Raw genomic sequence first — 12,478 nt, 5'->3', positions numbered from 1 at the left:
GAATTTCTTTGGCAAAATGAAAAACTATCCTCTAAAATTTTATAAAAATTATTTCCCTTTGAAGTGAGGAGCCCTTTTCTGCATAAAGGCAGTCACCCCCTCCGCGAAATCTTCGCTGTACCCCAAAATCGTTTGTTCTTCCGCTTCTGAGGCTAGCGTCGCTGCTAAATCCTGATTATAAGCGCGTTGTAAACTAAGTTTCATCAAGGAAATAGCTAAGGTCGCTTTTTTCGAAAAGGCCAAAGCCACCTCGTGCACCTTCCCTGCCCAATCAGCCCCTGAAACAACCTCAGCAACTAAACCAATCTCCTTTGCCTCTTTTGCTCCCACCTTTCTACCGGTAGTCGCTAAATCAAACGCCCGGTGATAGCCCACAGACTGCATTAAAAAGGCGGTAGAACCCGCATCCATCGCTAAACCTATTTGGACAAACAACTCAGAAAAATAAGCATCCTCGTGTGCAACAATATAATCACAGGCTAAGGCTAAACTACAGCCAGCACCCGCTGCGACCCCATTAATCGCTCCAATAACGGGTTTGTTTAAACCACGCAAGGCAGTAATCATTGGGTTGTAGATGGAACGCAACACATTTCCCAGATTAGGATCACTCACTCCGGACTTCAAGTCTGCCCCAGAACAAAAGGCTTTTCCCTCTCCCGTGATCACTAAAACGCGCACCTCATCATCGATCTGCGCCGCTTCGGCCACTTCCCTGATTTCGTGAATTAAACCTGCGTTCAAGGCATTATATACCTCAGGACGGTGTAAAGTCAAGGTCCAGATGGGACCGTTGCGTTGGAGCTTTAAGTAGTTGAAAGTCATAGCTTATGCAAATTCATATTTACGAATTAAATCAAATTCATTTTTCTTTAATCTCAATTCCTCTTCAATATCAAAATCATCCTGCAAACCCATCCAGAATTTCACAGAATTACCAAAAAACAAAGACAAACGCAAGGCTGTGTCTGCTGTCACACGGCGGCGACCTTTTACTATTTCTGAAATACGTGTTTGAGGTATATTAATTTCTTTCGCTAAGCGATAAGCAGAAATACCCATAGGAACTAGAAATTCCTCTAATAAAACCTCTCCAGGGTGTATGTTTTTCAAGTTTTCCATATCAATGATAATCTACAATTTCTACTTCTTCTGCTGAGTTATTTATCCATTTGAAAATAATTCGCCATTGATCGTTTATGCGAATACTATAGAATTCAGATGCAGAACCAGAAAGCTTTTCTAACCGATTGGCAGGTGGAATTCGCAAATCGTTTATATTCTCTGAGGCTTGAATCATACGTAATTTTCTACGCGCAATATCTTGAATTTCAAATGGTAAGCGTTTCGACCTCTCCCCATTCCAAATTTTTAAAGTTTCTTTAGAACCAAAGGTTTTGATCATAATGACGCATCACGTTACTAACTCCAAAGGTAAGTAAATTACATTGAATTCCTAATCAAGAAACTGATTATAAATGTTTCCTCAACCTCGCCACCGGTATCCCCAGTTGATCGCGGTATTTCGCGACGGTTCTGCGCTTCACGACGAAGCCACGTTCGAGTAATAATTGCTCCAAATCCTCATCTGAATGCGGTTCTGAGCTGGGCTCTTGTTCGATGATCTCGCGCAAGATGTTCTTCACTTCTCGGGTAGAGAAATCCTCGCCAGATTCGTGGGTGATGCCTTCGGAGAAGAAGTATTTTAAGGGATAAATGCCAAAATCTGCTTGCACCGACTTCGCTGAGACCACCCGAGAGACCGTGGATATATCCATTTCGATCATGGCGGCGATTTCCTTCATCTTCATTGGCTTTAAAACGGACTCATCTCCCGTCAAAAAGAAATCATATTGCTTCGCAACGATACTCTCCATGGTTTTCATCAAGGTACCTTGGCGTTGCTGTATGGCAGAAATAAACCAAGAAGCGGAATCTAATTTGTGTTTAATAAACGTAACGGCCTCTTTGATATCCTTTTGCTGCTTGTCGCCTTTGTCGTAGGTCTGCAACATTTCTTGGAAAGCACGGGAAACACGAAGTTCAGGAGCGTTTTTGCCGTTGATTTTGATCTCTATCTTGCCGTTTTGATTCGTGATAATGAAATCTGGCTGTAAATAAGGGGCAATGGGAGCGTCGTCTCCCCCACCTGGTTTGGGATTCAAATGGGTGATGACTTGCATCGCCTTTTTGAGCTCCTCTTCTGTGATGGCTAATTTGGAGAGTAAGATATTGAAGTGCTTTTTGGAGAACTCCTCAAAAAAATCATCCACTAATCGAATCGCCAAAAGATGCGCAGGCGACTCTGACTCTTTGCGGTGCAATTGCAAGGAAAGGCATTCTTGTAAAGTACGAGCGGCGATACCGGCTGGATCTAAGGATTGCACTTTGAACAATACCTGCTCTACTTCGTCATAATCCGTTTCAAAGCCTTGGGTGAAAGCAAGATCGTTCACGATACTCTCGATATTACGACGCAAATAGCCGTCCTCTTCCAAGGAACCGATGATTTGCTGGGCTAAAACCTCTTCGCGCTCCGTCCGAACAACGTAACGGATTTGGTTTAATAAATATTCTTGGGTGCTGGATTCGGTGGCCAAAGGGCGTTCACGCGTCTCCTCATTCGGATCATACGAATCCCCGGCCATCTTATAACCGGCATAATCATCTTGCAGATAATCCCCTACTTCCATCTCCTCTCGCTCCAGATCATCTAGAGTTTCGCGGGGTTCTTGCTCCTCATTGTGATCTAAACCTTCTTCTAAGGCTGGATTATCCTCCAATTCCTCCTCAATCCTAGCCGCTAATTCAGCCGTAGGAATCTGCAACAACTTGATATATTGTATCTGTTGTGGCGAGAGGTTCTGTTGTTGATTCTGTTTTAAGGATAATCCCTGCATTGTCTAAATAATCTACACCAAAGATAAGCCGATTTTTAATTACAAATAAATAAAATAAATCGGTTTTTTATCCGTATTTTTGAGGGTTATTGCCTCTATTGAGGCCTTTTTATTAATAATGCCCGAGTCATTTATGCAAATCAAAGAAATACTAGGTTTAACACCCACGCAGCAAAGCATCGTCGTGAAAGGATGGGTTCGTACGAAAAGAGTTTCCTCTTCTGTCGCGTTTATTGCGATCAATGATGGGTCGACCATCCACAATATTCAAGCGGTAGTATCCGAGGGAACAGTTTCAGAAGAAACGTTGAAATTAGTGACTACGGGCTCTTGTATCGCCGTTACGGGTAAGTTAATTGCCTCACAAGGACAAGGCCAAAACGTAGAGGTGGAAGTCGTTTCCATCGAAGTGTACGGAACGGCAGATCCAGAAAAATACCCTTTACAGCCTAAGAAACACTCATTAGAGTTCTTGCGCGAGATTGCGCACTTACGTCCTCGGACGAATACCTTCTCTGCGATATTGCGTGTTCGCCATGCTTTGGCCTACGCGATTCATACCTATTTCAATAACAACGGATTCTTCTATTTACACACGCCCATCATTACCGGGTCGGATGCAGAGGGAGCTGGCGAGATGTTTCGCGTGACGACTTTGGACCCCATTAATCCTCCATTAACGGAAGAGGGCAAAGTGGATTACAAGGAAGATTTCTTCGGAAAAGAGACGAATTTAACTGTTTCAGGACAGTTAGAGGGAGAATTAGGAGCGATGGCTTTGTCCAAAGTTTATACGTTCGGACCTACCTTCCGCGCGGAAAATTCCAATACAACCCGCCACCTAGCGGAGTTCTGGATGATCGAGCCAGAGGTTGCATTTAATGAATTAGTAGACAACATGGATTTAGCGGAAGACTTCACTAAATTCTGTATCAAATACGCCTTAGATCACTGCGCTGATGATATTGCTTTCTTAGAAAAGCGCTTAATCGAAGAGGAAAAGAACAAAAAGAAAGAAGAGCAATCGGAATTAAGTTTGTCGGAAAAATTACGTTTCGTGACAGAAAACGAATTCGAACGCTTGACCTATACAGAAGCGATCGACATCTTGTTGAATTCGAAAGCGCATAAGAATGGCAAGTTCGTTTATCCAGTTGAATGGGGAATCGATCTTCAATCTGAGCACGAGCGTTATTTAGTAGAGAAACACTTCAAAAAACCGGTGATTTTAACGAACTATCCTAAAGACATCAAAGCGTTCTATATGAAGCTGGATGAGGACGGAAAAACGGTTCGTGCGATGGACGTTTTGTTCCCAGGCATTGGTGAAATCATTGGTGGATCGCAGCGTGAAGATGATTATGCGAAATTATTGCAACGCACGAAAGAGGTGGGTATCGAAGAAGAATCCATCTGGTGGTATTTAGAAACGCGTCAATTCGGATCTGCACCACACGCTGGCTTTGGACTTGGATTCGAGCGTTTAGTGCTGTTTGTGACGGGTATGAGCAATATCCGTGACGTGATCCCTTTCCCACGTACACCTAAAACGGCTGAATTCTAAGATGTTTGGTTTAAAGCACGCGATAAATGGACTAGTGGAACTCATCAAAAATGAGCGCAATGCGCGTTTTCATTTGGTGAGCACAGCTGTCGTGATTTATGTGGGCTGGAAAGTAGGTTTTGAGCCGTCGGAATGGCTTTGGATTTCCTTAGCGGTGGCGGGTGTTTGGGTGGCTGAGTTGTTGAATACCTCATTAGAGCGTATCACCGATTTAGTTTCGCCGGAGCAAAGTGAATTAGCGAAGAAAGCCAAAGATTATGCCGCTGGAGCGGTTTTAGTGATGGCGATTTGGGCGATTATCGTCTTCTTACTCGTCGCTGTCCCGCGCATTTTAATGAGTTTAATGCTTTAAGAGCACAGAAATATGAAAGAATACGGATCAAGTGTTCAAAAATTAGTGAATTATATTTTGACCATTGCAGATGAAGAGCAACGGACAAAATACGCGTTTTTGATGGTAGAGGTGATGAAACAAATTCACCCGAATATGAAGGACAATAGTCAAGATTATTCGAAGAAGCTTTGGGATGATTTATACATCATGTCGAATTTCGAATTGAATGTGCAAGGCCCTTTCCCCTCTCCATCCCCGGAATCGTTAGGTAAAGCACCGCGTAAAGTGGCGTACAACCAACACAACTTGCGTTTCAAGCATTATGGCCGTAACGTCGAATTATTAATTCTTCGTGCCATCGCAGAAGAAAAAGTAGAGGATAAGAAAATTTTAGTCGCGTACATCGCCCGTTTGATGAAAGGTTTTTATGTAACCTGGAACAAGGAATCGGTGGACGATGCGGTGATTTGGCAAAACATCAAAGAGATGTCAGAAAACCTTTTAGGCACTATTGTGGATGAGCTTTCGCAAGAAGGATTAGGCCACGCTAAGGTGGCAAATAACGCTAGAAACGCCTATAACGCTCCGGAATACCCGAATAGCAACAACAATAACCGGAACAATAACTACCGGAAGAATAACTTCAGAAGCAACAATAACAACAACCGAAATAACAATTTCCGTAAAAATAAGTAATCAGTTATGGCATCATTTAAAGTAACCGGTGGCCGCCGTTTAAAAGGAGAAATTACTCCTCAAGGAGCAAAAAACGAAGCATTACAGATCTTGTGTGCCGTGGTTTTAACAGCAGAGCCTGTAACCATCCACAATATCCCGAACATTCGCGACGTCAATCAATTAATTGATTTATTAGGCGACATGGGCGTGAGCATGCGTCGTTTATCGGAATCGAGCATTGAATTTGATGCCTCGCAAGTCAACATTGATTACTTAGATTCAGACACCTATAAAAAGAAAGCGGCTGCGCTTCGTGGCTCGGTAATGCTTTTAGGACCCACTTTGGCCCGCTTCAAAAAAGGACGTATTCCTTCCCCAGGTGGAGACAAAATCGGCCGCAGAAGATTGGACACCCACTTTTTTGGCTTCATGAAATTAGGCGCTAAGTTCAACTATAGCCCAGAAGATGGCGGAATCTATGAGGTAGATGCTTCGCATTTAGAGGGTGCGTACATGTTATTAGACGAAGCATCTGTAACGGGTACGGCGAATATTTTGATGGCAGCCGTTTTAGCCAAAGGAAAAACTACCATCTACAACGCTGCTTGTGAACCCTATTTGCAACAATTGAGCAAGATGTTGAACCGAATGGGAGCGAAAATCTCCGGTATTGGATCTAACATGTTGATCATCGAAGGTGTAGACGAATTGCATGGAACAGAACACACAATGCTTCCAGATATGATCGAGATCGGTTCATTCATCGGTTTAGCGGTGATGACACAATCAGAAATCACGATCAAAAACTGCCAAATTCCTGAATTGGGCATCATTCCTGAGGTTTTCAAAAAACTAGGAATCAAAATGGAATTCCGTGGCGATGATATTTTCATCCCATCTCAAGAGCATTATGAATTAGAAAACTTCATTGATGGTTCAATGTTGACGATTTCTGACCACCCATGGCCAGGATTCACTCCCGACTTATTGTCGATTATTTTAGTGACAGCGATTCAAGCCAAAGGAACGGTCTTAATCCACCAAAAAATGTTCGAATCCCGTCTTTTCTTTGTCGACCGCTTAATCGAAATGGGTGCCCAAATCATCCTTTGCGATCCACACCGTGCTACAGTTGTTGGATTCGACCGCAAGCAAACATTAAAAGGAATCCGCATGTCGTCACCAGACATCCGTGCAGGAGTTTCCCTTTTAATCGCAGCGATGTCAGCTAACGGAACTTCGATCATCGATAACATCGAACAAATCGATCGTGGTTACCAAAACATTGATACACGCCTAAATGCCATCGGCGCAGAAATCGTCCGTATCTAATGTCCCTTTTTCCTAAAATCAAACAGACCGTCCAATTGGCCTTACCTATCGTGGTAGGCGAATTGGGCGTTATGCTTATGGGCCTTGCAGATACGATTCAAGTAGGCCAAATGTCCACCGGTGCCGCCGAAAGCCTCGGTGCATCCGGCATGGCGCAGTCCATATTTTTTACTATTGCCATCATTGGGATCATTTGCATACAAATTGTATCCCCCATGATTTCTAAAGCCGTAGCTGAGGGTGATAAAACAGAATGTGGTAATTTATTGCGGGCAAACCTACGGGTAGCTACTTTTTTAGGCTTAATCACCATCCTGATCACGTACCTCGTTAGTTTAAACTACAACTTATTTGGACAGACAGAGGCTAACAAAGCCTTGACCTTACCCTTTTTAAGTTTAATCTCCGTATCCGTTTTACCCATATTCTGGTTCATCGCTTTGAAAAGCTTCATGGATGGATTGCAACGTACTACCGTGGGTATGACAATTACCATCATCGCATTGGCTTTAAATGTATTCGGCAACCATTTGTTGATCAATGGTTTGTGGGGACTACCTGCCTTGGGTTTATTCGGATCTGGCATATCCACCTTACTGTCACGTTTATTCATGGCGGGAACATTAGCTATTTATGTATTTACAAGAGAAGAGTTCAAACCTTACCTGCGAAAAGGACATGTCCATGTGCAGAAGAATGTGTTAGAGAAAAATATTCTCCGCATCGGGGTACCATCAGGAATGCAAGGCTTCTTTGAGATTGCTACATTTGGGATGGCCGTTGTTATGATGGGGTGGATTTCTGTCACAGCACAAGCAGCCCATATCGTTGCCATTAATATGGCTTCCATTACGTATATGATGGCGACAGGGATCGCGGTGGCGGGTGGGATTAATGTGGGAACAGCCATAGGCGAACGAAACCGAGCAGGAATCATCAAGTCTGGCAAAGCAGCGTTAATTCTTTCCCTCCTATTTATGGGTGCCTGTGCCCTATTGTTTTTCTTTGGCCGCGAATACCTCGTCCGGGGTTACACGAAAGAATTACCCGTGATTGCCATTGCAGTTACCTTAGTAGTTTGGGGCGCTATATTTCAACTATTTGATGGTATTCAAGCCGTTTCACTCGGCTTATTGCGCGGCTTGCAAGATTATAAAATCCCCACAGCCATTACCGTTATTTCCTATTGGGGAGTCGGAATTCCACTTTGTTATTACATAGGAATTTACGAGAAAGTAGGTGCCGTGGGCATCTGGGTAGGCTTAACAGCCAGTTTAGTTTGTTCCTCTGCCCTGCTATCATGGCGCTTTTATGCGAGGGCGAAGCGAGTGAAGTTTGAGGAATTAGAAGTAGAGTAGAGATAAGAGATTATAGATAATAGATATAGAATCAAAAAAGGTATACTTCCCTAAGGAAGTATACCTTTTTTATTTTATTCAAATTTAATTACTAATTAATTATTAGTTAAACTGCTTGAAATTTGATTCGTTTAGAAAAATCATAACCTGTGATTTATTATTTTAAATAAACCTAACGGAAAAAAATAAATTAAAGAAATAATTGTTTTCATTTCACTGGACCAAATTGGGGTTTTCCAAGTATAATATAATCCTAACGGGAAGAAAAATACCAAAAACAAAACTATAACCATGTTTCTTCATTCCACCTAAGGTTTTTAAATTTCTTGTTATTTTCCTCTGAATCTTGTTTCGCTTCATCTTTTACCGATGATAGCACTACGCCAACAAAAAAAAGAAAATAACTGATATTACAGTATTCGTAAGAATAATTTGATTTTAATCAACTCGTGATATGGAATTTATAATATTACCACTTTTAAGTTGACCTGCTGTACAAGTAAAATTCAATTTCACTTTTTCACTACTAACTATAATATTGGGAACTACAAGGTCTGTGGGAATCTCAACATCAATATTACATTGATTTCCATCATTGTCAAGATGAAAGAATGAAACGGCGACTGTATTACCTGGGGTTCCATCAACTAAAGTACGCAAAGGGTACACATTTTTTGAGTCATAATAAAATACATCTTCTATAATAAATCCAGTATAATTACCTGTATTGTCTTTAAAATTATTACAATTTTCAATTTTATGTTTTCTGTTTTTTATCTCTTCTTCTTTCTTCTTTCTTTGTTCTTCGCGATAATTATCATTGTCTTTTTGAATTCTAATATTTTCTTTAGCGATTTGATCACGAATTTCTTTCGGCATCGTTAGGGCACGAAGTACTAATAAAATTATTAAGGCAATTAAATATATAAAGAATGATTTCAATTTAGTTTTTTCACCTTTAAACCACAAAAGAGATATGTTTGGTTTGAAAAATCCTAAAAATAGTAATAAGAGAACTAGATATGTTAAAATTCTCACTAAATAAAAAGTATACAACATGACTATATTTTTAATTTTTAAAATTTTTTTTTAAATATAATAATTTTTTATTTACTGAAATTCTCTATTTATCTAACGGTCAAATGTTCTCATTTAATTCAAAAAAAAGAAAAACATTTCCCAAACTCATCCCCTCAATGGATTCCAACTATATTTATTAAGAATCAAATCTTCTGATTAATACCCATCAAAAAAGGGAGCAAATGCTCCCTTTTTTGATGACTGTAACGGTAGAACCCATCTATACTCTCTACTCTATAATCTCTTATCTACGAGTGAATCGACCTCTTCGCCGTAGCCGCTAAACAAGCCTCTTTCATCGCCTCCGTATACGTCGGGTGCGCATGAGACATGCGAGCTACATCTTCAGCTGAAGCACGGTATTCCATCGCAACGACTGCTTCCGCAATCATATCAGCTGCACGAGCACCGATGATGTGAACACCTAAAATCTCATCTGTTGTTGCATCAGCTAACACTTTACATACGCCATCCACATCACCCGATGCAATCGCGCGACCTAAGGCTTTGAACGGGAATGAACCCTCTTTGTATGCGATACCTGCTGCTTTTAATTCTTGTTCTGTTTTTCCCACAGAAGCCACTTCAGGCCACGTGTAGACAACACCTGGAATTAAATTGTAGTTGATGTGTGGTTTTTGACCGGCAATCACTTCCGCTACAAAGGTTCCTTCTTCCTCCGCTTTGTGCGCTAACATCGCACCACGAACGACGTCACCAATGGCATAAATGCCTGGAACCGAAGTTTGAAGAGTGTGCTCATCTACTGCCACACGACCACGCTCATCAGCAGTCAAACCAGCCGCAGCTAAGTTTAAACCATCTGTATACGGCCGACGACCGATACATACTAGGCAATAGTCACCTTTGATTTCGACTTCTTTTCCAGCGGAATCTTGTGCTTTCACCGTTACTTCTTTGCCTTTAACAGCCGCAGAAGTCACTTTGTGTGAAAGGTAGAAATCGGCGCCCATTTTGGCAATCGACTTCTGTAATTCTTTTCCCATTGTCTTGTCCATCGTCGGAATCATGCTATCCGCAAATTCAACGAAAGAAACTTTAGCACCTAGACGCGCATAAACCGAACCTAATTCAGCACCAATTACTCCGGCACCGATAACAATTAAGTGTTTCGGAACTTCTTTCATCTTTAGAGCCTCCGTCGATGTAATGATACGCTCCTTATCCACGGGGATAAAAGGTAAGATCGTCGGCTTAGAACCGGTTGCGATGATAATATTTTTAGCAGAGATCACTTCGGAAGAACCGTCTTCTTTCGTCACTTTCACCGTTTTAGCGGAATCAAATGAACCCAAACCGTGGAAAGTAGTGATCTTATTTTTCTTCATCAAATACGAAATACCTGCATTCAAATTCGAAACCACACCCGCTTTACGCTTGATCATTTGGCCCATATTCACCTTCGGCTTCGCGATATCGATTCCGTGCTCTTCGAAGCTATGAACGGCATTGTAATAATGCTCAGACGAGTCCAAAAGCGCTTTGGAAGGAATACATCCCACATTTAAACAAGTTCCACCCATCACAGCATATTTCTCAACGATGGCTACTTTGAAACCTAATTGAGCCGAACGGATCGCCGAAACGTATCCACCAGGGCCAGAACCAATAACTACTACATCAAAATCTTGCATATAGGCGATTGAAAGCGAATAGGCCCCTAAAGGCCTATCCAATTGATTAAATATCTAATAATAAACGAGCTGGATCCTCTAAAAGCTGCTTTAAGCGAACTAAGAAGCTAACCGACTCACGACCATCGATAATACGGTGATCGTATGATAAGGCTAAGTACATGATAGGACGGATGACGATTTGACCATCTACCACCACTGGACGCTCTACGATATTGTGCATACCTAGGATCGCCACTTGTGGTGCGTTGATAATCGGAGTCGATAACATCGAACCAAATACTCCCCCATTCGTAATGGTGAACGTACCGCCACTCATTTCCTCTAAGCTCAATTTGTTCTCGCGAGCCTTACCCGCTAAACGAACCACTTCTGATTCAATTCCTGCTAAAGATAAGTTTTCCGCTGAACGAATCACAGGAACTACTAAGCCTTTCGGCGCAGATACCGCAATGGAAATATCGCAATAGTCGTGGAATACGATTTCGTCTCCATCGATTTTTGCATTCACCGATGGGTACTCTTTTAAAGCCACGCAAACTGCTTTCGTGAAGAACGACATGAAGCCTAAGCCTACACCGTGTTTCTCCTTGAATTTATCTTTGTATTTACCGCGAAGATCCATCACAGGCTTCATATCGACTTCGTTAAACGTCGTCAACATCGCTGTTTCATTCTTCACTGCCACTAAACGACGAGCCACTGTCTTACGCAATGAGCTCATTTTTTCGCGACGTGTACGTTCTGAAGACGCTGCTGCTACTGGAGCAGAAGCGGCTGGAGCCGGTGCCGAAGCTGGTTTAACCGCAGAAACCGCATCCTCTTTCGTGATACGACCACCTACGCCTGAACCTGCTACCGAAGCAGCGGAGATTCCTTTTTCATCTAATATTTTTGCTGCTGCTGGAGATGGGTGACCAGCTGCATAAGTCGCATCCCCTGAAGAAGCAGGAGCTGCTGGAGCAGATGGCGCTGCTGCAGGAGCCGGAGCCGCCGCAGCCACAGAACCTCCTACGGTGATTCTTGCCAAAATACCCCCAATCGGAACAACCGTTCCTGATTCAGCCACGATTTCTAATACACCCGCTGATTCAGCTGGCAATTCGAACGTCGCTTTATCTGATTCTAATTCGCAAAGTACTTCGTCTAAAGAAACGCTATCCCCTGTTTTCTTATTCCAAACAGAAACCGTCACTTCCGTGATCGACTCCCCTACCGCAGGAACTTTTACTTCTAAAACAGACGTAGGACCCGCCGCTGGAGCTGGAGCTGCTGCTGCTGCAGGCACAGCTGCCGCTGGTGCCGCATCTGCCACTTTAATCGAAGCCGTTGCTCCACCTGCCTCAATCGTACAGATGATTGCGCCGATCGGAAGAACATCGCCTTCTTTCGCCACAATATGCAACACACCTTCCGCCTCTGCAGGCAATTCAAAGGTCGCTTTGTCCGATTCTAATTCGCACAAAACCTCGTCTAGTTTCACGTGATCGCCTTCCTTCTTGTTCCAAGTAGCAACGGTCACTTCCGTAATCGACTCGCCCACAGCGGGCACTTTCATTTCTATAGCCATAATAATC

12 protein-coding genes are annotated in these 12,478 nt (G+C 42.6%); 5 read left to right on the top strand and 7 right to left on the bottom strand.

What is annotated here, in order from left to right:
- Positions 1-48 precede the first annotated feature (48 nt).
- The 4 genes from SKC37_RS01985 to rpoN form a co-directional block, all read right to left on the bottom strand.
- Positions 49-825 (bottom strand): enoyl-CoA hydratase/isomerase family protein, encoded by a 777-nt coding sequence (locus SKC37_RS01985; protein ID WP_377979856.1) that lies wholly within the window; start codon positions 823-825, stop codon positions 49-51.
- 3 nt (positions 826-828) lie between these two features.
- On the bottom strand, positions 829-1,122 hold the full coding sequence (locus SKC37_RS01980; protein WP_377979855.1) for a HigA family addiction module antitoxin: 294 nt from the start codon (positions 1,120-1,122) through the stop codon (positions 829-831).
- 1 nt (position 1,123) lies between these two features.
- Entirely contained in the window at positions 1,124-1,405 is a 282-nt protein-coding gene (locus tag SKC37_RS01975; RefSeq protein ID WP_377979854.1) for a type II toxin-antitoxin system RelE/ParE family toxin, read from the bottom strand.
- A 67-nt stretch (positions 1,406-1,472) separates the two neighbouring features.
- Entirely contained in the window at positions 1,473-2,900 is a 1,428-nt protein-coding gene (rpoN, locus tag SKC37_RS01970) for an RNA polymerase factor sigma-54 (protein WP_377979853.1), read from the bottom strand.
- A 133-nt stretch (positions 2,901-3,033) separates the two neighbouring features.
- Here rpoN and asnS point away from each other — a divergent pair, with 133 nt between their 5' ends.
- The 5 genes from asnS to SKC37_RS01945 are packed head-to-tail and all read left to right on the top strand — an operon-like array spanning position 3,034 to position 8,166.
- On the top strand, positions 3,034-4,464 hold the full coding sequence (gene asnS / locus SKC37_RS01965) for an asparagine--tRNA ligase (RefSeq protein WP_377977811.1): 1,431 nt from the start codon (positions 3,034-3,036) through the stop codon (positions 4,462-4,464).
- A 1-nt stretch (position 4,465) separates the two neighbouring features.
- Positions 4,466-4,816, top strand: coding sequence for a diacylglycerol kinase family protein (locus SKC37_RS01960; RefSeq protein WP_377979852.1), 351 nt, complete (start codon positions 4,466-4,468; stop codon positions 4,814-4,816).
- Positions 4,817-4,828: 12 nt separating this feature from the next.
- Entirely contained in the window at positions 4,829-5,494 is a 666-nt protein-coding gene (locus SKC37_RS01955) for a DUF4290 domain-containing protein (RefSeq protein ID WP_223130350.1), read from the top strand.
- 6 nt (positions 5,495-5,500) lie between these two features.
- Positions 5,501-6,808, top strand: a complete 1,308-nt coding sequence (murA, locus tag SKC37_RS01950; protein WP_377979851.1) for a UDP-N-acetylglucosamine 1-carboxyvinyltransferase — start codon at positions 5,501-5,503, stop codon at positions 6,806-6,808.
- Positions 6,808-8,166: an MATE family efflux transporter gene (locus SKC37_RS01945; protein ID WP_377979850.1), complete on the top strand. Its 1,359-nt coding sequence runs from the start codon at positions 6,808-6,810 to the stop codon at positions 8,164-8,166. The genes murA and SKC37_RS01945 overlap by 1 nt, the downstream gene beginning before the upstream one ends.
- Before the next feature lie 438 nt (positions 8,167-8,604).
- On the opposite strand, the gene SKC37_RS01940 is transcribed toward SKC37_RS01945, so the two are convergent.
- From SKC37_RS01940 to odhB, 3 genes are all read right to left on the bottom strand, one after another.
- Positions 8,605-9,225: a hypothetical protein gene (locus SKC37_RS01940; RefSeq protein ID WP_377979849.1), complete on the bottom strand. Its 621-nt coding sequence runs from the start codon at positions 9,223-9,225 to the stop codon at positions 8,605-8,607.
- A 269-nt stretch (positions 9,226-9,494) separates the two neighbouring features.
- Positions 9,495-10,901, bottom strand: coding sequence for a dihydrolipoyl dehydrogenase (gene lpdA / locus SKC37_RS01935; RefSeq protein ID WP_377980498.1), 1,407 nt, complete (start codon positions 10,899-10,901; stop codon positions 9,495-9,497).
- A 46-nt stretch (positions 10,902-10,947) separates the two neighbouring features.
- Positions 10,948-12,471, bottom strand: coding sequence for a 2-oxoglutarate dehydrogenase complex dihydrolipoyllysine-residue succinyltransferase (odhB, locus tag SKC37_RS01930; protein ID WP_377979848.1), 1,524 nt, complete (start codon positions 12,469-12,471; stop codon positions 10,948-10,950).
- Positions 12,472-12,478: the final 7 nt, after the last annotated feature.

Origin of the sequence: Aquirufa esocilacus (assembly GCF_042715595.1) — a bacterium.
In the GTDB taxonomy this organism is placed as follows: Bacteria; Bacteroidota; Bacteroidia; order Cytophagales; family Spirosomataceae; genus Aquirufa; species Aquirufa esocilacus.
The sequence above is the reverse complement of the archived record's forward strand: the minus strand, read 5'-3'. Positions and strand labels throughout refer to the sequence as shown.

Excerpts from the sequence above, each read along its gene's own strand:
- SKC37_RS01985 (WP_377979856.1), bottom strand. The coding sequence starts at position 825 with ATGACTTTCAACTACTTAAAGCTCCAACGCAACGGTCCCATCTGGACC.
- SKC37_RS01980 (WP_377979855.1), bottom strand. The coding sequence starts at position 1,122 with ATGGAAAACTTGAAAAACATACACCCTGGAGAGGTTTTATTAGAGGAA.
- SKC37_RS01975 (WP_377979854.1), bottom strand. The coding sequence starts at position 1,405 with ATGATCAAAACCTTTGGTTCTAAAGAAACTTTAAAAATTTGGAATGGG.
- rpoN (WP_377979853.1), bottom strand. The coding sequence starts at position 2,900 with ATGCAGGGATTATCCTTAAAACAGAATCAACAACAGAACCTCTCGCCA.
- asnS (WP_377977811.1), top strand. The coding sequence starts at position 3,034 with ATGCAAATCAAAGAAATACTAGGTTTAACACCCACGCAGCAAAGCATC.
- SKC37_RS01960 (WP_377979852.1), top strand. The coding sequence starts at position 4,466 with ATGTTTGGTTTAAAGCACGCGATAAATGGACTAGTGGAACTCATCAAA.
- SKC37_RS01955 (WP_223130350.1), top strand. The coding sequence starts at position 4,829 with ATGAAAGAATACGGATCAAGTGTTCAAAAATTAGTGAATTATATTTTG.
- murA (WP_377979851.1), top strand. The coding sequence starts at position 5,501 with ATGGCATCATTTAAAGTAACCGGTGGCCGCCGTTTAAAAGGAGAAATT.
- SKC37_RS01945 (WP_377979850.1), top strand. The coding sequence starts at position 6,808 with ATGTCCCTTTTTCCTAAAATCAAACAGACCGTCCAATTGGCCTTACCT.
- SKC37_RS01940 (WP_377979849.1), bottom strand. The coding sequence starts at position 9,225 with ATGTTGTATACTTTTTATTTAGTGAGAATTTTAACATATCTAGTTCTC.
- lpdA (WP_377980498.1), bottom strand. The coding sequence starts at position 10,901 with ATGCAAGATTTTGATGTAGTAGTTATTGGTTCTGGCCCTGGTGGATAC.
- odhB (WP_377979848.1), bottom strand. The coding sequence starts at position 12,471 with ATGGCTATAGAAATGAAAGTGCCCGCTGTGGGCGAGTCGATTACGGAA.